Genomic DNA, 25,204 nt, shown 5'->3' with positions numbered 1-25,204 from the left:
CATAGGCTTTAAATTCACCAAAATATTTCGTAATCGCTGCTGTCAACGAAGTCTTCCCATGATCAACGTGACCAATCGTTCCTATATTAACATGCGGTTTCGTGCGTTCAAATTTGCTCTTTGCCATTTGAGCTCTCCATTTTCCATCCAAACCAAGGACTAAGTTAAAATTAATGACCTAAAAAATTACGCGTACTTCTTCTGAATCTCCAAAGCAACAGCCGAAGGGACAGGCTCATAATGATCAAACTGCATTGTATATTGTGCACGCCCTTGACTCATAGAACGAAGACTATTCACATAACCAAACATATTTGCCAAAGGAACCATTGCATTTACCACTGTCGCAATACCACGAGCCTCGGTCCCTGAAATCTGTCCGCGACGAGAATTGAGATCACCAATGACATCCCCCACATAATCTTCAGGAGTTACAACCTCCACCTTCATGATTGGCTCGAGAAGCTGAGCACCAGCTTTCTTTGCTCCATCACGAAAAGCTGCACGAGCGGCAATTTCAAAAGCCAATACAGAAGAATCAACATCGTGATAACCACCATCGATGAGAGTTGCTTTTACACCAAGCATGGGGAACCCTGCAAGAGGACCTGACCCCATAACACTCTCAATCCCCTTCTGAACACCAGGAATATATTCCTTTGGAACCGCACCACCAACAACTTTCGACTCAAACACGAAATCATCACCATCATGAGGTTCAAAAATAATTTTCACACGAGCAAACTGCCCCGCACCACCGGATTGCTTCTTATGTGTATAATCGATTTCTGCCATTTTCGTAATCGACTCACGATAAGCGACTTGAGGCTGCCCAATATTTGCTTCAACCTTAAACTCACGCCGCATACGATCAACGATAATATCAAGATGCAACTCACCCATTCCAGCTATAATAGTCTGCCCCGATTCCTCGTCAGACTTCACACGAAATGATGGATCCTCAGCAGCCAAACGATTGAGTGCAATCCCCATCTTTTCCTGATCCGCTTTTGTTTTAGGCTCAATCGCAATTTCAATAACAGGTTCTGGAAAATCCATCCGCTCCAAAATAATGGGCTTTAGAGGATCACAAAGCGTATCACCTGTCGTCGTTTCCTTAAGCCCTGCAAGAGCAACAATATCACCAGCAAACGCTTCCTCAATATCCTCACGAGAATTTGAATGCATTTGCAGCATACGCCCCAAACGCTCTCTCTTTCTCTTCACAGTATTTTCAAGAGAAACACCCTTTTGAACTTTACCAGAATAAACACGACAAAACGTCAATGACCCAACAAAAGGATCATTCATAATCTTAAAAGCAAGCATAGAAAGCGGAGCATCATCTGAAGATTCACGTGTTGCTTCAGCCTCCGTCTTCACATCAACCCCCCTAATCGCCGGAATATCAACTGGAGAAGGAAGATAAGAAACAACAGCATCCAAAAGCGGCTGCACACCTTTATTTTTAAAAGCCGTACCACAAAGAACAGGATGGAACTGAACCTCTATTGTCCCTTTGCGAATAAGAGCAACAAGCTGCTCATCAGTTGGCATAACACCCTCAAGATAAGCCTCTGTTGCCGCCTCATCAACCTCAACCGCCATTTCAATAAGTTTTTCGCGATACTCTTCCGCCTTCTCTTTCAAATCAGAAGGAATCTCACCAACCACCGCCGAAGCACCAATGGAACCATCCCATCTCAATGCTTTCATCTCAACAAGATCGACCACACCTTCAAAATCGTTTTCAGCACCAATTGGCAACTGCAAAACAAGCGCTTTAGCCCCCAATCGCGAACCAACCATTTCTACACTACGGTAAAAATCAGCTCCTATTTTATCCATTTTATTAACGAAAACCATACGCGGCACACGATACTTCTCAGCCTGTCTCCAAACAGTTTCCGTCTGAGGCTCCACACCAGCATTCGCATCCAACAAAGCTATCGCCCCATCGAGAACACGCAAAGAACGCTCAACTTCAATCGTAAAATCAACGTGTCCTGGCGTATCTATGATATTAAAACGCCGCTTGCGCCCATCACGCCCTTCCCAAAAAGTCGTCGTCGCAGCAGATGTAATCGTAATACCACGTTCTTGTTCCTGCTCCATCCAATCCATCGTAGAAGCACCATCATGGGTTTCTCCGATTTTATGATTCTTACCTGTATAGAACAAAATACGCTCAGTCATAGTGGTCTTACCAGCGTCAATATGCGCCATAATACCAAAATTACGATAGTCCTCAATTTTATATTCGCGAGCCATTCTATTTGCCTTAAGTTTTAAACATACTACCAGCGGTAATGAGAGAATGCACGATTAGCTTCAGCCATACGATGAACATCCTCACGTTTCTTTACTGCAGAGCCACGATTATTAGCTGCATCCATTAATTCACCAGAAAGACGATTAATCATTGTCGTCTCATTACGCCCACGCGCCGCCGAAATTAACCAACGGATAGCAAGAGCCTGACGACGATCTGGACGAACATCAATCGGAACCTGATAAGTAGCACCACCAACGCGTCGCGAACGGACCTCAATATGAGGAGCAACATTCTCTAACGCCTGATGAAACAGAGCCACAGGATCTGTTTTTACTTTCTTCTCCACAGCGTCAAGCGCACCATAAACAATACGCTCAGCAACTGATTTTTTACCATCAAACATAATGGCATTCATAAATTTCGTAATAACCAAATCACCAAACTTAGGATCTGGATTAATTTCACGCTTTTCTGCTCTATGACGACGGGACATCGGCTTTGTCTCTCAATATTATTTTGGACGCTTCGCGCCATATTTTGAACGACGCTGTTTACGATTCTTGACACCCTGCGTATCAAGCAAACCACGAATAATGTGATAACGAACCCCTGGCAAATCCTTCACACGACCACCCCGAATCATAACAACAGAGTGCTCTTGAAGATTATGCCCCTCTCCAGGAATATAACCAATCACCTCAAATCCATTTGTCAAACGGACCTTAGCAACTTTTCGAAGCGCAGAATTTGGTTTCTTCGGCGTCGTTGTATAAACACGCGTACAAACACCACGTTTCTGCGGATTTGATTGAAGAGCAGGAACCTTATTGCGCTTAACCGGCACAACACGTGGCTTGCGAATCAACTGGTTTACGGTAGGCATGCAACCTTCCTCTTTCGATTTACGTTTGTCTCGCCCTCTTGGGCTCTCCTAGTTTTCTCCATTCCGACAACATCGGAACAAATATCTAAACTCACACACAAAATCGGGCAGCACTGCTATAAACAGCTTACCCGATCACAAGCAGAGAAGGCATGAGCCTTTTGCACTAGCATTTGCTTTTAATCTTTCAAAACCTGTTAGAGTGATCCTTAGGATAAAAAATAAAATCTCTAAAACCACTCTCACATCGGCTCTGTATCTTCTAATAGCGAGAACACATACATTCGTCAAGAACTAAACACCAGAAAGTTTTTAAAAATGAAAATAAATGAAATTTTAACACTTTAATTTAGCTTTTTCAGGAGTTCTTGATAAATGAAATCCCCATAGTAATATCTCCTCATACAAAAAATGCGACACATTTTACAACTTAACGCAATATCGCAATATATTGTTGAATATATTTATGAACATTGAAAAGTAGTAATTAAACTTGCACAAATATTGAAGATGGGAACCATGAAAATAGTAACGTGGAACATTGCTGGAATAAAAGCACGACATGAAACATTATATCGATGGTTACAGCAAAATCAGCCCGATATAGTCTGTCTACAAGAAACGAAAAGTACTGATGAGACCTTTCCACGTAATGCAATTGAAGGATTAGGCTATCACATAGAAACACACGGACAAAAAAGTTTTAATGGCGTGGCGATTCTTTCTAAAAAAACTCCTGATGAAGTTATCCGGCGCTTACCAGGCAATGATAATGATGAACAAACACGCTACATTGAAGCCGTTTATTCAACCAATAAAGGCGTCATTCGTGTTGCATCCCTCTATCTACCAAATGGAAATCCTATCAACAGTGACAAATATCCTTATAAAATGGAATGGATGGAAAGATTATATACCCATGCAAGATCATTGCTTGCCTATGAGGAACCTCTTATCTTAGCTGGTGATTATAATGTTATTCCCACCCCCTCGGATGCAAAAAATCCTCACGAGTGGAATCATGATGCCTTATTTCTTCCCCAAACAAGACAGGCATTTCAGCGCATTATTCATTTAGGTTTTTACGACGCTATTCGTAATGTCACAGAGACCCCTTCATTCAGCTTCTGGGATTTTCAAGCTGGTGCATGGCGTAAAAATAACGGGATTCGTATTGATCACTTTCTCTTATCACCAGAAGCTGTCGATCAACTTATTTGCGCCTATAGCCAAACAGAAGTAAGAGGATATCAAAAAACATCAGATCATATTCCTGTTTGGGCTCATTTTAATTTCGACGAATAAAGTAAAATACCTGATTTTATTTAAAGTAAAAAAATATCCCACCTAGAATATAAATGTGCTACACGATGTGTGAAAAGACATTTAAATAATAAAACGATAACAAGAAATCATACATGAATGGAGGACATAATGAAAAAATCATTGTTAATACTTATTGCCGCAACTGCCCTTGGACTAACAAGTGTTGCACATGCTGAAAATGATACTCTTGAGAAAATAAAAAAGACAGGAGAAATCACCCTAGGTGTCCGAGAATCATCAGGTTTAGCCTATGCCCTTGGTAATGATAAATATGTAGGTTTCCACACAGAAATGGCAGAGCATATTATTGACGATATTTCAAAAAAAATTGGTAAACCAATCAAAATTCATTATCTCCCTATCACATCACAAAATAGAATTCCTCTCCTGAAAAATAGTACCTATGATTTTGAATGTGGCTCTACAACAAATGATGTTTCTCGGAGTAAAGAAGCTGCATTTGCTTATACCACTTACGTTGAAGAAGTTCGAATCGCCGTAAAGAAAAACTCTCATATTAAATCTCTTGCCGATTTAAATGGGAAAACGGTTGCAACAACCACCGGTACAACATCTGTTCAACTTATCCGTAAAAATAAACGTGCCCAAAACATTCACTTTAATGTTGTGAACGGTAAAGACCATGGAGACAGCTTCTTATTATTAGAATCTGGTCGTGCAGATGCCTTTGTTATGGATGCTTCAATTCTTGCTGGTCATATTGCCAAATCAAAAAATCCATCTGATTATGTGATCCTTGATCCAGTACTATCCGTCGAACCTATCGCTTGTATGCTGCGATTAAATGACAAAAACTTTGAACAAGCAATCAACGACAGTATTGTACGCCAAATCAAAGACGAATCACTTGAAAAACTTTATGATAAATGGTTTATGAAACCAACACCGCCCGCAAATACTATTGTCAACCTTCCCTTATCTAAAGCAACAAAATATGCTTGGGAACATCCAAACAATAAGCCTCGGGAAAGTTATACAGAAAACAGTTTATAGAATTTTTAAAAACAATAACCACACTCTTTGAAAATTCAGTGTGGTTATGTTTTAGTTCATTTTTCAATAAAGTTTGCTGATATAAAATGGCTGATTTATTGCTCTGTTTGTAAATAACTCAATTTAGGAAATATGAATCAATGGACTTTTCTTTCCTTTGTAGAGATGATCTGACTCAAACACTGGTAGCGGGATGCCTTGGAACTTCTGGCGTAAGTCATACTTATTTAGATACACTGCTCGATGGCTTTAAAAACACAGTTTTATTGTCCATCTTTTCATTAATTCTAGCTGTCTTCTGCGGTGTTATTATAGGGACGATGCGTACTCTCCCCAATACTTCCATAATCAATCGTATATTGCGCATTATTGGTGTTATCTGGGTAGAAATTATGCGTAATATTCCTTTACTTGTACAAGTGTTTTTATGGTATTTCGTTGTGCCTAAGATTTATCCACCAGCGATGCACTTTTCACCTATTCTCTTAATAACATGTGCCTTAGGATTTTTTACATCCGCCCGTATTGCAGAACAGGTCCGCTCAGGTATTGAAGCAATTCCTTCTGGACAACGTTATGCTGCTATGGCAATGGGGTTCACAACCTATCAAGTTTATCGCTATATCATATTACCGCGTGCTATACGTACCATTATGCCTCCGCTTACTTCAGAAGCAATGGGTATTGTCAAAAATTCATCTATAGCATTTGCCGTTTCAATCAATGAACTGATGCAATTTCAATATCAAACAATTGAGGAAGTAAGTCATGTTTATGAGAATTATCTTATCGTCACGATTCTTTATATTCTTATAGCTCTCTTTGTCTTCATTATTATGACAATAATTGAACACATGCTCAAAATCCCTAATTTTCAAACAGAGGAACACTGAATATGACAGATTTCATAAGCTCTCAGTTTGGATTTTCTTCTCCTTTCAATTTTTCAGACTTTGATTTTTCATTTTTTACTTTTGATATATTCTGTTCTTATATTCTATCAGGGTTACTCTTTAGTATTTTCCTAACCCTTTTTGCCACGGTATTAGGACTTATTTTTGGCACACTCCTAGCAATGATGCGGCTTTCTTCTATGAAACTGCTTTCTTGGCTTGCAATCATTTACATAACCGCCATGCGCTCAATACCGCTTGTGATGGTTATCTTATGGTTTTTTGTGCTTTTACCTTTCCTAACTGGAACATCAATCGGTGCAAATAAATCGGCACTCATTACCTTTACTGCATTTGAAACTGCTTATTTTGCCGAGATTATGCGCGCCGGCATAAATTCTGTTTCACAAGGACAAAAACAAGCAGGGCAAGCCCTTGGAATGACTTATTGGCAAAATATGTATCTTGTCATTCTTCCCCAAGCCTTTAGAGACATGCTGCCAGTTTTTTTAACACAAGTCATTATCCTCTTTCAGGACACAACACTTGTTTATGCAATTAGTGGTAATAGCCTCTTGAATGGTTTTGATATTGTTGCTAACAACTTTGGTGTAAAGCAAGAAGCTTATGTTTTAGCAGCTATTTTCTATTTTGTTATCTGTTTTACACTCTCGCAATTAGTCTTGTATTTACAGAAAAGAATATCCATTATCCGCTAACAGGAAAAAAAATGTCTACGCATATGATCGAAATAAAGAATGTTTCCAACTGGTATGGCGAAGTTAATGTTCTTAAAGACTGCAGCACCAATATTAACAAAGGAGAAGTTGTTGTAGTTTGTGGACCGTCTGGTTCAGGAAAATCAACACTCATTAAAACAATTAATGCTCTCGTTCCTTTTCAAAAAGGTGAGATTTGGATTAATGGAACACCCGTTCATTCAAAGAAAACCAATCTGCCTAAATTGCGCAGCCACGTAGGAATGGTATTTCAGCACTTCGAACTTTTCCCCCATTTATCCGTCACAGAAAATTTGACGATTGCACAAATCAAAGTGTTAAAGCGCAATAAAAAAGAAGCACTCGAGCGTGGTTTGTTGTATCTTGAACGTGTTGGCCTCATCGAACATAAAAATAAATACCCTGGTCAACTTTCTGGAGGCCAACAACAACGTGTTGCTATTGCCCGGGCCCTCACTATGGATCCACTCGTGATGCTTTTTGATGAACCAACATCTGCTTTAGATCCTGAAATGGTAGGTGAAGTATTAGATGTCATGATTAGCTTAGCAGAAGAAGGTATGACGATGATTTGTGTAACCCATGAAATGGGTTTTGCACAAAAAGTCTCTGAACGTGTGATTTTCATGGATCAAGGAAAAATTCTCGAAGACTGCTCATCTAAAGAGTTCTTTTCTAACCCACAATCTAGAACACCAAGAGCACAGGACTTTTTATCTAAAATTCTTAGTCATTAATTATTGTGTTATTTCAAAAATTTTCTCTTACAGAATCAGGCAGAAAAGCAACATTTTTGGATTTAAACACTAAAGGAGTGTCGTAGAAGGATATTCAAAAATGATTATTTTTTGATAATATGAGGGACCAAGAATTGGCCATTACGTCTCTCAACTTCATTACAAGAGAAAAAGCGTGCTCTGCAGAGGACCAATCCAATTTAGATTTTTTTTCGAGCTTTTTCATAAGCTGTTAACATTGCGGTGCCAAGAGCTACTTTTCCTTCCTGAAGAAGCATATTTCTAAGCATCGCTTGAGTAGGAGGATTTCCTTTTTTCGCTGAAAGCTGAAACCATCGTGCTGCCTGTAGAAAATTTTTCTCTCCCCCCCTTTCCCTTACAAAACCTCTTTCCTATATAGTTCTGTGCTTTAGGATTTCCTTAGTTTACCGCAGCCCGCATAGAGAGGAGAGCGGTATAGACGGATTAGGTTTTATAGGTGGTTGAGAAATACCTTTTTTATATAGCGCGCTAGTTTGACCAATGCATCAGAAATATAACTTTCTTCCTCTGAACAAAGATCAGCTCCTTTTTCAACAATATATGCAAAAAAAATTGTATGCCTTATAATCATCTTCAGGAACACCATCACCCTTCGCATAGATACAACCAAGTTTTCAATTTGCTTCAATATTTCCCATATTGGCTGCACAACATAATGCTAAAAATGCATGAATTATCTTAGATCTCTGTGCACTATTTGTATCTCTTACATAAGCGGTAGAAAAAGCACCTGATAAAGTAATAATAATCGCTGTCCTTTTCCATAACTTAAACCCACTTACCATCTCAAATTTCCCCTTTATCTTGGTTTCATATCATGACATCTGCTACAAATTTCTTTGTACAGATTGAAAATTTTTGGAGTAAGAAAAACAGGACATTTTGAAATTAGAATTTTAACAGGAAAGGAAATTCCCCCAAAATATCCAAAAAAGAAGCCTTTATTTATGAGCAAAAAGTTGATTTTTAAATATAAATCATCATTTCAAATTTCATATCAGATTTCTTGATTTATAGATATCTCATTATTCTATTATGAAAGAGAAAAACTACTTAATAGACAAACGCACATACTAAAAAGCAGTTTGAGAATAGATGTAATATGTGAGGAATAAATTTTTAAAATACGAGAATAATATACCGCATAAAAGATAAAGAAATACACTAACCTTTTCATCATCTAAAGGGTAATCGCCCTATCCGTACTGGTTTGTAAATAACCCGACTTCTCTCGAGTAATTTGTCACCTACACCTCGAAGTAGTTTACTTAATAAGCCCCGCCTAAATATCTATGCCTCTATGAAAAAAACACATCATATAGTCAAGTTTATATGCTTCATATCACTGCTCTAAATCACAGTGTTTTTATAGTAAAATAGGATAATAGGAACACATCACTTATAGACATAAAAACACGAGAAAACTGCCTAGAGTTTTTATTTATAACATCAATAAGAGAATAACGAAAATCGAAATACAGAAGGAATACTCTTTACTAAAAAAGATAAACAGACAGCACAATAATATAAAGTAAAGACGAAAGCCATAGAATAAAAAAGCGCAGCTATGCTAATCGCTCTAAAGCAACAGATATTCTCTTCTGCGCGGCACGTAATTCCACAATTCTGTTACGCTCGGCCTCAATGATTTCCGGTCTCGCATTTTCTATAAACTTAGGATTGTCTAATTTAACCGATATTTTTTCAATATCCTGTTCAATTTTATTAACATCCTTCCTTAAGCGAGTACGTTCAGCTTCCAAATCAATTAACTGTCCCAATGGTAAACAAAAAACTGCTTCCCCAAAAATCATTTGCGCTGAAACAGCCGGAGCTTTATCAGAGAAATCAATTGTCTCAATACGCGCCAACTTTCTCAGAAGAGCATCATAACGTTGAACACGCTTGCGCGTTAGTTCACCGCCCTCTACAATAACAAGAGGTGCTAGCGTACCAGCTGGAATATTCATTTCAAAACGCACAGATCGAATTTCACTAACAACATCAATAAGCCAATTAATATCAGCAGCAGCTTCTTCATCTCTAAACATTTCCTCTGGCCATGATACCAACGCTAGCATATCCTCACGCTTCATACTTGGTGTTTCTGTAAGAGACCACAATTCCTCTGTCATATGAGGCATAAAGGGGTGAAGAAGCTTATAAACCTGATCTAAAACCCAAGCAGTACATGCCTGAGCCTCACCTTTATCATCCTCATTGGCACTTTGGAATACTGGTTTGAGAAGTTCCAGATACCAATCACATAAGGTATGCCAAATAAAACGATAAAGTGCGCTAGCAGACTCATTAAACTTATAATTTTCAATGCCAGTAGTCACTGCCGAAACAGTTTGAGAGAGCTCTGTTAAAATCCAACGATTAAGTGCAAGTTTTGCTTTATCTGGCTTAAAAGCAGGATCATGCTTAACGCCATTCATCTGTGCAAATCTGGTAGCATTCCATAATTTAGTAGCAAAATTACGATAGCCTGCAACACGGGAAGGATCAAGTTTAACATCCCGCCCCTGTGCTGCCATAATAGCCAACGTAAAACGGAGAGCATCGGCACTATATTGATCAATGAGCTCCAAGGGATCGATAATATTCCCCTTTGACTTTGACATCTTTGCCCCCTTCTGATCTCGAACGAGAGCGTGCACATAAACCGTTGGAAAAGGAACATCCCCCATAAAGTAAAGACCCATCATCATCATACGAGCAACCCAGAAAAAGATAATATCAAATCCTGTAACCGATAGAGATGTTGGATAAAAGGTAGCAAGTTCCGTGGTTTTATTTGGCCAGCCGAGTGTTGAAAAAGGCCAAAGAGCGGATGAAAACCACGTATCTAAAACATCTTGATCACGGGTTAATTCCACCGCTTCACCATAATGAGAGAAAGCAGAAGTCAAAGCTTCTTCTTCATTTTTTTCAACAAAAACTGCGCCATCAGGACCGTACCAAGCTGGGATCTGGTGTCCCCACCATAATTGACGCGAAATACACCAAGGTTGAATATTTTGCATCCAATTGAAATAAGTTTTTTTCCAACTATCGGGAACAAATCGCGTTTTCCCTTGCTGAACAGCCTCTATTGCTGGCTTTGCCAATTCTTCAGCATGAACATACCATTGATCTGTCAAGAATGGTTCAATCGGCACCCCACTGCGATCTCCATGAGGAACAGTGTGTGGATGATCATCAATAGCTGCTAAATATCCTTTTTCTTCCATCAAGGAAACAATCCGACTGCGTGCGACAAAACGATCAGCTTGATCTAAGTTTTCCACTAATAGATTTAATTCATCGGATAAAGTTAAACCATCAAAAAACGCTTCATTCTCACGCAAGAAAATCTCAGCTTTTTGTGTAAAAATATTGATCAAACGTAGATTGTTGCGCTGCCCTACTTCAAAATCGTTAAAGTCATGGGCTGGTGTAATTTTTACAGCACCACTCCCTTCCTCAGGATTTGCGTAGTCATCACCAACAATCAACAACCTACGACCAACAAGGGGCAAAAGAGCATTTTTCCCTATAAGATTTTTATAACGATCATCTTCAGGATTAACTGCAATTCCCGTATCACCAAGCATTGTTTCTGGCCGTGTTGTCGCCACTGTTATAAAAGTTGTCGCATCATTGGGATCAAAAATCTTACCTTCAAGCGGATATCGAAAATGCCACAAATGGCCTTTGATTTCTTTTTGCTCAACTTCAAGATCTGAAATAGCCGTTAACAATTTAGGATCCCAATTAACAAGGCGCTTATCCTTATATATCAAGCCCTGCTTATAAAGCGTAACAAAAACTTCACGAACAGCCTCAGACAACCCCTCATCCATTGTAAACCGCTCACGTGACCAATCACAGGAAATACCAAGACGACGCAACTGATTTGCAATAACACCCCCAGTTTTGTGACGCCATTGCCAAATACGCTCAACAAATTTTTCTCTCCCCAGTTCTTGACGTGTTGGCTCTTGACATTCTGCAAGTTGACGCTCGACAACCATTTGTGTAGCAATCCCAGCATGATCCATGCCAGGTTGCCACAATACATTCTTGCCACGCATGCGCTGAAATCTAACCACGATATCTTGAATTGTCGTATTCAGTGCGTGCCCCATATGAAGGGAACCGGTAACATTGGGAGGCGGAAGCATAACACAAAAAGGTTCAGCATCATCTTTTGAACCCACTCCCGCTTCAAAAGCACCACGAGCCTCCCACCTTTTTGCAACCCGTTGCTCTATAGAAGCAGCATCATAGTTTTTTTCTAGCATTCCACTCACCCATAACGCCGCTGAAAAATATCAATATTCAATCTAAAACGTGATCACACTTATCTAAAAGAATCAAACAATCATCTCACGTCGAAAGCCGCAAAACTCTCACAAAAATAAACTGGAAATCACAAAAACGATAAAGAACAAACAACTAAGAGGATTTCTTAATGGCCTTAACAATCTCTTCACGTAAAATATTCTCAAGCAAAACCGGCAATTTACTTTGTAACCATTCTGCTATAGCTGGACGCAAGATATCTCTTGCAATCTTCTCAGCAGAAGAAAGACAATATTCAGATAATTCCCCATGACCAACTGCTGTATTTTCTGACTGTGAGACATATGCCTCATGACTATATTCTTTTGCTTTATGAACAGAGCGTTGCTCTTCAGAAGAAAGCTTTACCTTTTGCATATCCACGCCAACCGTATTATTTTCTGCCTCTATATTCTCTTTCTCTTGCGTTAAAGAAAAATCCTGATTTTCAGAAGAAAGACCGATGCGATCAGCCAAAGCTTTCATTGCATCATCAACCGATAAGGTCGTATCATAAACACTTTCTGAAGCAACGGACGCACGATCTGCAGAAGCATTTGCTAAAACACCGTCATTTAAAAAGTGCTCAGGCTGAACCGTATTTTCTTCGATTATTTCACGAATAGATGTCAAAATTTCATCCATACTCGGCTCACGTAATACGCTTGAACTCTGTACCATACTTTAAAACCTCTCAAAGACGCAATCATAAACAGAATCACACTCTATAGTGTAAGCAAAAGAATTATAAGATCAACATGCCTCCCACTATATTTTCAAACGTGCTTGTCACGAAGAAGGCACTACACACAACTTTATTTATAATGCGCTCTTTTTCTCAACATGCTCAATTCTGAATTTATTAAGCTTTTAAAGCTGAAAAATCATTTGCAAATTAAAAATTATTTTTAGGCTTTATCGAAGATATTTTATCGTTTTTAAACCTAAATAATCCGCAGTCAATTTACCAATGGAAGATTGAACACTATAGCTAGCGATAATGGCATTACGTTCTGCCCTTGCAAGCGCAATTTGAGCATTAATGAGTTGAGTCCGAGAATTTAACACGTCCAATGTCGTTGCCTGTCCCACACGATTTTCTTGAACACGCCCCTTAAGAGCAATTTCAGCAGCACGTACGCTCTCACGATAAGCAATAACAGATGCGCGTGCCCCCTCTAGCTGAAACCAAGCAGATGTGAGAGCTTGTCTTATATTACTATGAGCTAAATCAAGCTGAAGATGTGCCTGCCCAAGTTGTTCCTTAGATTGACGAACTTGCGCAGATGTCCGCCCACCTTCAAAAATGGGAACACTTAAAGACACCCCTATTGATTTAGAAACACCATCCTCCCCAGCACCACTGTAAATCCGATTATAAGATGCTGTTGCAGAAAGATCGACCTTAGGAAGCAATGCCCCTTCTTTTGCTTTTACATTGTAAAGGCTCGCATCAACCAAATATTTTGCATAAAGAATTGCTGGATGTTGTACAACGCTCATTTGATAAGCAACATCAAGATTAACAGGCAAATCTTTTGCTATAGATGGATGTGTTAATTTTTCGGGATCAGAACCAATAACTTGTCGATAAACGGCTTCTGCTGATTTTACATCAGCACGTGCAAGGCTAAGCTCTGAAATAGCAACCGAACGTGCAGCTTGTGCTTGAGAAAGATCAACACGCCCCCCCTCACCCACATCAAACTTTGCTTTATCCGAACGAACTTGCTCTTCCAAAGCTGCCAAATTTTCTCTACGAAGATCAGCAATACGACGTGCTTGATAGACATTCGCATAGGCCGTTACAGTATCGAGAAAAGTATTTTGCTCAACATTACGAAGATATGCACGCTGCGCTTGCAACTTAACTTGGGCTGAAGAAAATGTATTTTGAGTGACAAAACCATCAAATAATCTTTGATTCACCCTTATACCAAGAGATCCAGAAGTCGTATAAGCCCCCATCATGGGCTTGCTCCGCCCATAGCTTCCAATTCCTTCAATTTGTGGCAAGAGCCCAGAGCGTGCAATAACCACATCATCACTTGATATACGCACAGCAGCACGTTCACTGTTCAACTTGGCATTGTGCATGTAAGCTTTAGCAAAAGCATCCATCAATGTTTCAGCACAAACCGAGCCTGATAATAGAACATTTAACGCCAGCAACACACACGCCTGAAATTTCTTGTTTACTTTGAGCACAATACACACAACACGAACCCCACATTACATTAAAATTATCTTTTATTTACGAACAAAACAAACACTAAAATACAAAAACAGGCGTTTTTAAAAAACGAGCAAGAGGCTTTACCGCAAGATTAAAAGCACGACGCGACGCAATAATCCCATCTTCTTTTACATAGATTCGCGCAACACCGGAATTCCCGTATCCTTCAACCACAACAAGACGTCCTCGCTCTTTCATTTGCGCAAAAAGACACTCTGGAATAAAATCAACTGCACCCTCGATAAAAATCAGATCATAAGGTCCCCCAATGGCATATCCCTTTTCTAAATCTTCATGCACCACAATCACATTATCACACTGATGACGCTTTAAAGTCTCAGCAGCTCGTTCCGAAAGATCTTTATGACTTTCTAAAGCGACCACAGTCGCCGCGAGTTTTGAAAGCAACGCTGCGCAATAACCACTATTGGCACCAATATCTAAAACAACATCCGACGATTTTACAGCAGCAAGCTGTAGCAATTTTGCCAAAGAAGCAGGCCGCATCGAATAGCCGGCAGATAGCCCATTTTGCGCTGGATACACAATAATATCGGTATCCACATAACTTAAAGCCCTCATATCTTCTGATACGAAATCCTCACGCGGGACTATTAAAAAAGCTTCAAGAACTGATAAATCCGTTACATCGACTGTACGAATTTGATTGTCAACCATTTTGCGGCGAAGCTCTGCAAAATCTGCAACCATCACGACTCTCTTCTCCCACATACAATAAGATTACAACAAAACGGCGATAATGAGAACTTAAAAACACCTTACTGTGGGTATTACAAAAAAGCACACTATAGTCAACAATGAGATTTTAACCGCACCACTTTCCTAATCAAGCGCTTTACCATCAAGAGAAGCAATTTATTTTCGTATTTTACCCCTAAAAGCCATTTTGTTTTAAATTGGCTGGAGGCCTCGCCCGGAATCGAACCGGGATACAAGGATTTGCAGTCCTCTGCGTAACCATTCCGCCACGAGGCCTCATTAAACATATCAAGTGTCAATAAGGGAAGGCAGCGCATCCGTCAAGAGAGAGAAAAATCTTCTCTGTTCTTTTTTCCTCTCCTTCTGCAATTTATGATATTTTTTTAAAAAAAAGCAATTTTGTACTTTGCAAATCAACAATGCTTTGCTATAGCCCTTGCAATTGAGTAATTGGGCACCGTGTTCCCCGGTAGCTCAGCGGTAGAGCAACCGGCTGTTAACCGGTTGGTCGCTGGTTCGAATCCGGCCCGGGGAGCCATTCTATTTTTGTTGCTATAATCCGTTGTTTTACCAATGTTTTTTTAAGGTGAGAGGCACTCAAATAAAAGTAAGAGAAGAAAGTTTTCTACTAAATACTTTACGGAAGTGCTTTTTTATCAGCTTTCTCCTGTAATTCTTTAAATTTTTCTGATCTTTTTAGAAAATCTTTTCAAAATTATAAGAAATAGACTCAAAATTTTACCACTAAAAGAATCAATCTCAAAAAATAGCAAAGCCATACTTTCAGATATTATGCCTATGCGACCTACAAAAATATCTATCGTTTTAAAAACTATGGAATAATAAAATCTTATCCTGTTTCAAAGACCATCCTTAAAATGTAAATTGCACCGCACGACATTCTATTCTTTAAATTGCCACACCTATTAAACAAAGATCAAAATCCATCAATAGTATCAAGCCTTAAAATAGAACTGTAGTGACATGAAGTTTTCATCAGCTACCCAATTCTCTCCACTATAAGCTCGCATAGAAAAATAAAACGTACCTTTTTCTTATTAAAGAGGACTTATCTTTATGCATATTTAAAAAAATGGAAACTTCACCAACGAGTATAAAAAGGGAGTTTTAAAAGATATCTCTACAGCATATGAAGAAAAAATGCCTTTTCAAAATATTCATTCCACGAGACATCCAAGCGAGTGCTACTTCTAAAAAACAATAAAAGCCTCTCTGATTTTGGTAAGAGCGTTGTTTGGTATTTTTCTTACTTTCATTTACTTGAGAAGAAATAGAAAAATTAGCATAGACTTTCTTCTCAATATTTTACTCAAGCTGCCTTTTTTACTGATTTACGGCAATGAAAAGGCTTTGCACGCTTTGTTCCTGCTTTTGCTTTTTTATGTCTTTCATTGGGAGATAAAGCATTTTTACCCTGTAACTGTTTAGCTTTATTTTTATGATTTGAAAATTTCTTTTGACGTTTAGATTTTCCAAAACGAAGTTCCTTATCGTTTTCTTTTTCTCCACCTTCTGGCATAATTGGCTTTGCTGGAAACGCAGCAAACTGTTCTGGAACAGATTCACGCACTAATCGCATACGAATCAAACGTTCCACAGCACGCAACCGCGCTCCTTCTACGCCTTCATCAAAAAGTGTGACTGCTTCTCCCGATGCACCATTACGCCCAGTACGACCAATGCGATGCACATAACTTTCTGCTTCATCTGGTAAATCATAATTAATAACGTGGCTTATTCCTGGTACATCAATACCGCGTGCAACGATATCTGTTGCAACAAGAATCCGTACCGCTCTTTCACGAAAAGCTTTTAGTGCAGATTGGCGAGCATTTTGTGATTTATTTCCATGAATTGTCGCAACTAAATAACCTATTTTTCCCAGACTCCGTGTGACAGCATCAGCGCCGTGTTTTGTTCGAGTAAAGACAATAACCGAAGCAAAAGCTGGATTCGTCAAAAGTTTATTTAAAACATTCTTTTTTTCACGGGTAGAAACACAGTATAACTTTTGAGTGATTTCGCCAGCAGTCGTTCCTTGAGGAGCAATTTCTATTTTCACTGGATCATTGAGCAAATTCTTGGCAAGAGCAATGATTTCTTTCGGCATTGTCGCAGAAAAAAGTGCTGTCTGATGCTCTTGATGCAAAAGCTTTGCAATATGCTGTACATCATGAATAAAGCCCATATCTAACATACGATCTGCTTCATCTAAAACCAAGAAACGAGATTGAGAAAGATCAACACACTTTTCACCAACAAGGTCTCTTAAACGCCCTGGTGTTGCTATCAAAACATCCACGCCCGCTGCCATGCGTTTAATTTGTTTTAAACGTGATACCCCACCCAAAACCAGACATGTCGAAAGATGTGTTCCTTTCGAAACAATACGAATTGCTTCATCAATCTGAACAGCAAGCTCACGCGTAGGAACCAAAATCAAAGCGCGCGCAGTCTTAGGACAACGTTTATCTCCCAAAGCTAAAATCTGACTCAAAATAGGTAAAGAAAATGCCAAAGTCTTTCCAGAGCCTGTCTGAGCGATACCTAAAATATCATTTCCTTTCAACATCATTGGAATAGCTTGTTCTTGTATAGGCTTAGGTTTATTTATCCCAGCAATGCGTAAATTTTTAATCAAAAGAGCAGGCAAGCCCACCTTAGTGAACATATTTTCTTGTTTGATATGCAAAATAAAGTCTTTCCTTAAGCTTAAGAACTCTCAACAAGTAATAAGCTCAAATTCTTTCCTCAAGAATCCGCGCAAGGGAAATCCTGACATATTGAATTTATGAAGCAACGCTTAAATAAGCGCTTTGCGCACCCCACGGGTACCATAACAAAGTAAAGGCATATAAATCTTTACTTTACAAATAGCCAGCTCACCAGCCTAAATACCTTTGTCGTTATTATTGTTGGATTATGACAAAAAAGCAAGGACTTGACAAAAGTTATTTAATACGAACAAAAAACAATGTTTAAGCAATCTATTTCTTAATTATAATTTCCTTTGGTAAATGTACGTCATTAAAATCGGGATAAATTTCTAAAAAAACTGGATTTTGTACAGTCTTCTGACCACCATAGATTAAATACCACTGCGTTTTATCAAAAATTGCCAAAGTTTTATATTCAATGATGCGATCTTTCGTTTCAAGTCTTGTTGGAATTAAAGCATAAAAAGTACCATGGACCGCTTGCAAATAATCGATATTTGTTTCATCTAAATGATAAGCATCAGCAGGCAAATTTTCAAATTGAATACGCAATCGTTCAAGAAACTTATTCCGCAAATCACTCTCTGTTGTATTCAATCGACGCGCCATTTCTTGATAAAGCCGATCAGGCATATAATGAGAAAGAGATACAAAGTCCTCATTTTTTACGGCTTGATTTGCCTCAACAATTAATCTTAAAAGCTCAGCTTTTTGTGTTTCCGTTGGCTCAGATGCTAAACTCTGTTGACCAACACTAAAAAACAAAAACAGGCTCAGTATAAAATAAAAAATAGACTTCATTTTTATGTCTCTTTTTTCAGCAAAAATTTCCATTTCTCAAACGACAAAATCAAACAATGTTTGATCGTCAGTAATATCACGATAGCGCCAACCTAAATCTTGAAACTTTTCTTCTAAGAGACGAAAATTATTATATTTTTTTGTCTCAATGGCAATCAATACAGAACCAAAACTTCTCGCCGATTTTTTAAGATACTCAAAGCGCACGATATCATCATCGGGTGACAATGTGGCAAGAAAACTACGCAATGCACCAGGATGTTGTGGAAAACTAAAAATAAAATATTTTCTCAATCCTTGAAAACGCAGAGAACGCTCTTTAATCTCTGGTAAACGCTCAAAATCAAAATTACCGCCTGAAATAATCAGGAGGATTCTTTTGCCTTTCAACTCTTGGGATGAAAGACTGTTAAGAGCATCAATGGATAAAGCACCCGCCGGTTCAAGAACCACCCCTTCAACATTCAGCATTTCAACCATTGTAGAACAAACACGATTTTCAGGAACTGTAATAACAGAATCAGCTGTAAATTTCTTGAGTATTGTGTAATTCAAAGCGCCAATTTCAGCCACAGCAGCACCATCTACAAAGGTATCAATGTTTTCAAGCTTAACTCTTTCTCCACTCTTCAAACAGGCAAGCAAACTTGCAGCTCTTTGTGGTTCAACAAAACGCAGCTGCGTTTTCCAACCATATTCATGTAAAAACTTACTCACACCACTAGCCAAACCACCACCACCAACTGGTACAATGATAAGATCTGGTTCGCTCAACCCATTGAGTCTTTTCCATTGCAAAACAGACTCACAAAGAACCGTTGCCTGCCCTGTAATAATGCGCATATCGTCAAAAGGTGGTGCCATCACCCCTCCACTTTCCACAGCGAAAGATTGTGCAGCCGCATAACATTGATCAAATGTTTCACCAACAAGACGGATATCAATAAACTCTTTCCCAAAAATACGCGTTTTCTCAATTTTCTGTTGCGGGGTCGTCACAGGCATAAAAATCACGCCTTTACGTTTAAAATAGCGGCAAACAAAAGAAACCCCTTGCGCATGATTCCCTGCCGACGCGCAAACAAATGCAGCATCTGGAGATATCTTACCCAACATTTCTGAAACAAAATTAAAAGCACCACGAATTTTATAAGATCGCACTGGTGTTAAATCTTCACGCTTTAAATAAATTTCAGCATCATATTTTTGACTGAGAAAGTCATTTCTTTGAAGTGGTGTTTCAGCAAACACATGATGCAAAGCTCTCATAGCTTTTGTTACGTCTCCAATAAATTTACTCATAACACCAATCATTTCATGCTACATCCATATTATTAACAATCCTTCTAGCGATAAAGGCAACTATTGTCAGTCAAAATCTATCCCAATATGAAAAGTTTTTCTCTTATCATTAATTCTTGATTCAATAAAAAATATAGCTTATGAGGGAGCTCTTATCGCGGACGTGATGAAAACGGTAAACATAGCAGACTTAAAATCTGCCGGTCTAAGACCTTGCGGGTTCAAGTCCCGCCGTCCGCACCACAACATGTGGATTTTCCTTTATTTTCCAATAATTTAAAATTATCAAGAAACAATCTTTAAGACTGCTTATTGTAACGTTATAGTAATATGCAAAAGAGATTGTATATAGAAAAAGCGAATCATCTCTTCTTTTAAAAAAGTATTTTAGCCCTATCTTATAATCTAAAAGAGCTTGATTCTACACAATAGAAACTCAAATAACTTTGTTTTACCTGATTACTATCATCAAAGAACCATTCCCAATTTTTAACGCCCACTTTGCCACAAAGAGCGTACTCACAATACAACAACAATAAAGGTCCTATCTTGGATAGGACCTCTTAAACCATTTTAATCTCACAAAAGTCAGAATTTGTAAGCTATTCCAGCACGAAAATCATTCGTCTTATACTTAATTTCAATCTCATCATTAAATTTCTTTTTACCAAAATCTGAGTAACGATATTCAGCACGCACAATAAAATTATCTGTTATTGCAAAATCAATACCACCACCCAACGTATAACCAACCATCGTCTTTTTAGTATCTACTGTCCTATTAAAAGGATCATCTCCGGTAATTGACATAGACAAGATATCTTGAAACTGCCCATAAGCAACACCAGCAGCAATATAAGGCATTATACGCCCCGTAGAAAATCCAACACGCACCCGTGTAGCGCCTGTCCATTTTTGCTTGAATGTATGATTAAAAGTTGCAACATTTTTTTCTGCTGCTGTCCGATAAGCTCCACCAGCTCGGACTTTTACAATCCCTGCCTTTGCTTTGCCATTTTCACTCCCTTCAGTCCCAGATTCTTTATTACCATTTTCTCCATTACCATTTTCTCCAGTACCAGCTTCTTCAGGATCCTGTTCATCATCACCAGCTTCTACAGTCTTGGTAATTGTATCTTTTTTGTCAGTCAAAAGGATATCCGTATCAACTCCCAAAATAAAATTATTACCAAGATCAAAATTAAAACCAGCATAAAGACCACCTATAAATCCTGAAAGCTCAGGCATATACTTTTTTTCAATTGGTATCCACGGCTTACTTCTCCCTTCGTTATCAGGAAAGAGAGGAATATTAACATCAGGCGTCGTTGCAGAAATTTTACTCGAAAAACCACCAATCTGGGCTCCAAAATAAAAACCTGACCAAGAAAAAGGTGGGGGAACAACAACTGATGAAGCGGCATGAACCGGCTCTTCATGAACCACCACATCTGCTGCCTGTACTATAGAAGATGAAACCAAAGAAAAAACAGATGCTGTTACAAATTTTGTATTCATAAAATTATACCCCATTGCTAAATTCAAACATAATCAAAAATCACATTAGAAAAACAAAGTGTTATAAAATCTTATGCTGCAAAATTATATGTACTCCTTTATAGTTACACTGGATTTCATCATTACATCAAATTTTAAGATTAGCAAATAAATTTTAATTATTTTTAAAATATCCGTAACAATCAATACTTTATATCGTAAAATTTTTTTCTAAATACTTGTTATATTTTAAAAACAAACTATTTCATAAAAATCTAAAAATTGAACCATTCAACAGCTTTTCTTATTGAGAAAATATTAAAAAATAAAGACGATTACTATAAAAATAATTATAATTATTTCCATTTTAATTTTTATAAAAATATAAAAAATTATTTTATATTTATTGTATTCATAAATATATATGAGATAATTGTAAATATAGATATATAATGAATTTTTAGCTATAATCTATTTATTATTTTAATAAATAAAATCAATTATCTTATTAAATAAGAACTTTAGTACATAAATAACTTTATTAAAATTATAAAATTTCTACTATAATAAAAAATTAATTTATAAGTCGAATATTTTCATAAATTTTACAGAAAAAATAAGAAATAAACGCCAGTCATTTAATTTTTATAATGAATACTGGATACAAGATACTAAAAATATTATAAAGAGATTTTAAAATAATCACGCTTAAAACACCATTGCAAATTTTTCACATATTCTCCCCCACATTACACGCAAACCAAATCTTTTCATCTATTACTCTTCAAATATGCAGTTAATCTAATGAGTACAAAAAGATCTATGATGCGTCCAAACTTTACCTAAGAATAAAAATCTTAAAATTTTTTATTTAAAAACTGCTCTACCCTCACTGATTTCTATATTATCTTCTGCCTTTATTGCAAAACGATCTTTATTCGGAAAAGTAATAAAACACCCTTTCATACAAATTGTAACCATTTGCTGCGAATTCAACGAAATATTGAAAGGGACACTCCCTTCAACAATGTTGAGAGATTGTACTTTTAAATCAGTATTTTTCACTGTTGCTGCAAAAGCCGTCATAGACAAAATATCCAACAGCGTAATTGCTATAAAAACATGAATATACTTTAGCATTCTAAGATTCCTTCCTCAACAAAACGCTTATATAATACAAAGCGAAGAGCATTTGTAACCTTAGAAGGTGAGGTAATGTTAGGGATATAAAGAGCCAAATTAAATGAGAATTTCTTACTATCAAATGCAGTAAAACTTACCTGTGGTGCAGGATTTTTTAAAACTCCCTCGGTCGCAGAAGCGATTTCTAGCAAAATTTCCACAACACGTTCTGGAGCAATATTAGCGGAAACAGCAACAGGAATATCAATTCGCCCCATTTTACTCCGCCTCGTCCAATTACTAACATTGTTATTGATCAGACTTGAATTAGGAATAATAATCGTCTTACGCTGCAATGTTTCAAGTTCTGTTGCACGCACACTGATACGTTTAACAATACCACCCACAGATCCAGATTCTACATAATCTCCAATCTTAAATGGTCTTCCAATCAGAATAATAAGCCCAGATACAAAATTCTGCACAATATTTTGCAATCCAAATCCTATACCAAGTGAAAGCCCACCAGCAATAAGCGCAAAATTTTTGAGATCCAAACCTGCCATGGACATTCCTATCAAAGCCGATAAGACAATACCGCCATAGCCTATAACCGTTTTGATAGAATTACGTACACCAGAATCAAGTTCCCCATGCTCTAAGACAGTTTCATCTAACCAACCGATCATTCGTCGGCTGAGAAATAAACAAATAGAGAAAGCAACGATTCCAGTTACAATAGAAATCAAAGAAATGAAGACATTTCCAATTTGAAAGCCTGTTATTAACTGCCACAACACTGCTTTTAAATCAGAATACGAAAATCCAAATTGTACAGCGATGGGCATTGCACAAAATACAATCACAACCAAATTGAGGAAAATACTTAAAAGCCCCCCTAATTGATTCATTGTTTTCTCGTCTAAATGCAGCCATTGCGTTAAAGCATGCCCAAGGCTTGTTTTCATAAATTGGCCTTTTGTTCCAAGCGCTTGAGCACTTTGTATTCCCAAATACATGAGAACTAAAAATGCCCCACCAATCATAATCTGCTGCATAATAAAACGCGCTAAACCAACATAACCTAAACAATCCATCACAATCAGTAATATTCCCAATACAAGAAGAGGAATACGTATATAAAGTGGCAAAAAGCGTGGTTCTCTCTCCTTCCTTTGAGCAATTTCACGTCTAAAACGTAAAGGTATAAATGCGATAATCAACAGCAATATCGCAAAAAGAAAAACAGCAATAAAACTTTTAGCAATCGTCAAAGAAAGCGAGGCAGAAACAATTTGATAAATGCTATCAAAAACAGCATCAAATGCCAAAACGCTCCCTAAAAAAGTAATCAAAATCACCAATTGATACGCTGCCGACGGTGTAATATTGAGAAGATGCACGCGCGTTATATTTGATGCTAAAAGAACAACCGCTAAACGATTGATCAAAAAAACGAATACAATTTGATAGCCTATCATATCAAACACTGTTGTAAGTTTTCCTGGATCCAAAGCAAAACTACGAAATAAAAATAAGATAAGATAAACGCAAACAACACATATAAGTGAAGGAAGAAGAACCGAAATAAAAGCAACCAATAAGCGTTGTAAATACGATATTTCTTCATTATTCTTCATAAAATGACAACGGATATGCACCAGAATTTTGCGAGAAAAATAAGAAAGTCCTAAAGCAATAAGAAGTGGAATAAAAAAGGAAAGAAACAGTTGTAATAACTTGAAATAAAATACAAAATTCAACCAAGAGCTCAACAACAAAAGAAAATCAGAGGAAGCCTCTTTGGTTTTTTGGACAAGATGTTTCACCATCGGCATCGAAAACTCAAGCCTATGCGTAAGTGTGCGTTTAAAAAGTTCTCGAGATTGCGAAATAGCAAGATCAGCGATCCTATTTGCAGACAAAAAGATTGATTCAAACCGAAGGACTATACTATTAACTTGAGTTTTTTGTTCTATCAACACAGAGCGCTCATCCATGTTTTTTTTCAAATCATCATGGAGCTCTGTTAGTTGATCAAGAAGTGCATTAATATCATTAAGAGGAGTACGCAAAACAAATGCTGCTTCTAGAGCACGTTTACTGATATCGTGTGCACGTAACCGTAGTTCTAACAAAGCCCGCTCATCTTCTGATTTATTTTCAAACTCTTTTTCTAAAGTTTCTGTATTTTCTTCAAGAGTCTTGATAATCTGCTGTTGTTGTTGAATAATTTCATCAATTGAATAAGAAGAGATCCCTTGTCCGATAACCGCATTTTGCGCTTCAAGATTTCCCTGTGCACCACAACTGAATACAACAATAAAGCCAAAAATAAAGAAAACGATGCGTAATTTTTTTCTAAAAAATGAATACATATTTGCCTTAAATATATGAAGAGGAAACTACCCCTTCCCAAAATATGGCATAAAACAAATATTTTCAACTTTTATAGAATTTATAGAATAAGCTTATAAAAGCTTTTCCTCATCCCATAATACTGATAATAAGAGAAAGGATAATGTAAGCTTGTGAAACTTATAAGATAA

Annotated in this window: 19 protein-coding genes, 3 tRNA genes and 1 pseudogene; 7 read left to right on the top strand and 16 right to left on the bottom strand. The window is 37.6% G+C overall.

Going from position 1 to position 25,204, the window contains the following annotated elements:
• The 4 genes from PVV64_RS02030 to rpsL form a co-directional block, all read right to left on the bottom strand.
• Positions 1-127: GTP-binding protein (locus tag PVV64_RS02030; protein ID WP_234924853.1), on the bottom strand; the 127-nt coding region annotated here is incomplete at its 3' end.
• A gap of 59 nt (positions 128-186) precedes the next feature.
• Positions 187-2,271: an elongation factor G gene (gene fusA / locus PVV64_RS02025; RefSeq protein ID WP_273759438.1), complete on the bottom strand. Its 2,085-nt coding sequence runs from the start codon at positions 2,269-2,271 to the stop codon at positions 187-189.
• 26 nt (positions 2,272-2,297) lie between these two features.
• Positions 2,298-2,768: a 30S ribosomal protein S7 gene (gene rpsG / locus PVV64_RS02020; protein ID WP_273721159.1), complete on the bottom strand. Its 471-nt coding sequence runs from the start codon at positions 2,766-2,768 to the stop codon at positions 2,298-2,300.
• Positions 2,769-2,786: 18 nt separating this feature from the next.
• Complete coding sequence (gene rpsL, locus PVV64_RS02015; protein WP_005865042.1) at positions 2,787-3,158, bottom strand: 30S ribosomal protein S12; 372 nt, start codon at positions 3,156-3,158, stop codon at positions 2,787-2,789.
• A gap of 519 nt (positions 3,159-3,677) precedes the next feature.
• Between rpsL and xth the strand changes: the two genes are divergently transcribed.
• From xth to PVV64_RS01990, 5 genes are all read left to right on the top strand, one after another.
• The gene (gene xth, locus PVV64_RS02010; protein ID WP_273759437.1) at positions 3,678-4,463 is read left to right on the top strand and encodes an exodeoxyribonuclease III; all 786 of its coding nucleotides are present in this window, start codon (positions 3,678-3,680) and stop codon (positions 4,461-4,463) included.
• Between the two features lie 129 nt (positions 4,464-4,592).
• Positions 4,593-5,498 carry a transporter substrate-binding domain-containing protein gene (locus tag PVV64_RS02005; protein ID WP_273759436.1) on the top strand — a complete coding sequence of 302 codons (906 nt, stop codon included), beginning with the start codon at positions 4,593-4,595 and terminating at the stop codon, positions 5,496-5,498.
• A 140-nt stretch (positions 5,499-5,638) separates the two neighbouring features.
• A complete protein-coding gene (locus PVV64_RS02000; RefSeq protein ID WP_273759435.1) occupies positions 5,639-6,391 on the top strand; it encodes an amino acid ABC transporter permease in 753 nt (250 codons plus the stop codon).
• A 2-nt stretch (positions 6,392-6,393) separates the two neighbouring features.
• Entirely contained in the window at positions 6,394-7,110 is a 717-nt protein-coding gene (locus PVV64_RS01995) for an amino acid ABC transporter permease (protein WP_273759433.1), read from the top strand.
• 11 nt (positions 7,111-7,121) lie between these two features.
• Entirely contained in the window at positions 7,122-7,868 is a 747-nt protein-coding gene (locus PVV64_RS01990) for an amino acid ABC transporter ATP-binding protein (RefSeq protein WP_273759432.1), read from the top strand.
• Between the two features lie 104 nt (positions 7,869-7,972).
• Here the strand turns inward: PVV64_RS01990 and PVV64_RS01985 are convergent.
• The 6 genes and pseudogenes from PVV64_RS01985 to PVV64_RS01960 all read right to left on the bottom strand — a co-directional run bounded on the left by PVV64_RS01985 (position 7,973) and on the right by PVV64_RS01960 (position 15,471).
• Positions 7,973-8,695, bottom strand: a pseudogene (locus PVV64_RS01985) (tetratricopeptide repeat protein).
• A 780-nt stretch (positions 8,696-9,475) separates the two neighbouring features.
• Positions 9,476-12,199 (bottom strand): valine--tRNA ligase, encoded by a 2,724-nt coding sequence (locus PVV64_RS01980; RefSeq protein WP_273759431.1) that lies wholly within the window; start codon positions 12,197-12,199, stop codon positions 9,476-9,478.
• Between the two features lie 154 nt (positions 12,200-12,353).
• The gene (locus PVV64_RS01975; RefSeq protein ID WP_273759430.1) at positions 12,354-12,920 is read right to left on the bottom strand and encodes a DUF2497 domain-containing protein; all 567 of its coding nucleotides are present in this window, start codon (positions 12,918-12,920) and stop codon (positions 12,354-12,356) included.
• A gap of 234 nt (positions 12,921-13,154) precedes the next feature.
• Complete coding sequence (locus PVV64_RS01970) at positions 13,155-14,414, bottom strand: TolC family outer membrane protein (protein WP_404978411.1); 1,260 nt, start codon at positions 14,412-14,414, stop codon at positions 13,155-13,157.
• Positions 14,415-14,511: 97 nt separating this feature from the next.
• Complete coding sequence (locus PVV64_RS01965) at positions 14,512-15,186, bottom strand: protein-L-isoaspartate O-methyltransferase (protein WP_273759428.1); 675 nt, start codon at positions 15,184-15,186, stop codon at positions 14,512-14,514.
• 211 nt (positions 15,187-15,397) lie between these two features.
• Positions 15,398-15,471 (bottom strand) — tRNA-Cys (locus tag PVV64_RS01960).
• 187 nt (positions 15,472-15,658) lie between these two features.
• On the opposite strand from PVV64_RS01960, the gene PVV64_RS01955 reads away from it, so the two are divergent.
• Positions 15,659-15,733: transfer RNA gene (locus PVV64_RS01955), tRNA-Asn, on the top strand.
• 792 nt (positions 15,734-16,525) lie between these two features.
• Here the strand turns inward: PVV64_RS01955 and PVV64_RS01950 are convergent.
• From PVV64_RS01950 to ilvA, 3 genes are all read right to left on the bottom strand, one after another.
• Entirely contained in the window at positions 16,526-17,887 is a 1,362-nt protein-coding gene (locus tag PVV64_RS01950; protein WP_273759446.1) for a DEAD/DEAH box helicase, read from the bottom strand.
• Between the two features lie 316 nt (positions 17,888-18,203).
• Positions 18,204-18,734: a hypothetical protein gene (locus PVV64_RS01945; protein ID WP_273759427.1), complete on the bottom strand. Its 531-nt coding sequence runs from the start codon at positions 18,732-18,734 to the stop codon at positions 18,204-18,206.
• 36 nt (positions 18,735-18,770) lie between these two features.
• Positions 18,771-20,048 (bottom strand): threonine ammonia-lyase IlvA, encoded by a 1,278-nt coding sequence (ilvA, locus tag PVV64_RS01940; RefSeq protein ID WP_273759426.1) that lies wholly within the window; start codon positions 20,046-20,048, stop codon positions 18,771-18,773.
• Positions 20,049-20,193: 145 nt separating this feature from the next.
• Here ilvA and PVV64_RS01935 point away from each other — a divergent pair.
• Positions 20,194-20,279, top strand: a tRNA-Leu gene (locus tag PVV64_RS01935).
• A gap of 345 nt (positions 20,280-20,624) precedes the next feature.
• On the opposite strand, the gene PVV64_RS01930 is transcribed toward PVV64_RS01935, so the two are convergent.
• From PVV64_RS01930 to PVV64_RS01920, 3 genes are all read right to left on the bottom strand, one after another.
• Complete coding sequence (locus PVV64_RS01930) at positions 20,625-21,554, bottom strand: outer membrane protein (protein WP_273759425.1); 930 nt, start codon at positions 21,552-21,554, stop codon at positions 20,625-20,627.
• A gap of 846 nt (positions 21,555-22,400) precedes the next feature.
• Positions 22,401-22,673, bottom strand: a complete 273-nt coding sequence (locus PVV64_RS01925) for a hypothetical protein (RefSeq protein WP_273759424.1) — start codon at positions 22,671-22,673, stop codon at positions 22,401-22,403.
• The gene (locus tag PVV64_RS01920; RefSeq protein ID WP_273759423.1) at positions 22,667-25,033 is read right to left on the bottom strand and encodes a mechanosensitive ion channel family protein; all 2,367 of its coding nucleotides are present in this window, start codon (positions 25,031-25,033) and stop codon (positions 22,667-22,669) included. Before PVV64_RS01920 ends, PVV64_RS01925 begins: the two co-directional genes overlap by 7 nt.
• Positions 25,034-25,204: the final 171 nt, after the last annotated feature.

It is taken from the genome of Bartonella sp. ML70XJBT.G (assembly GCF_028618575.1).
Taxonomy (GTDB): domain Bacteria; phylum Pseudomonadota; class Alphaproteobacteria; order Rhizobiales; family Rhizobiaceae; genus Bartonella.
Note: the sequence above shows the minus strand (reverse complement) of the source record. Positions and strands in the feature narration are given on the sequence as shown.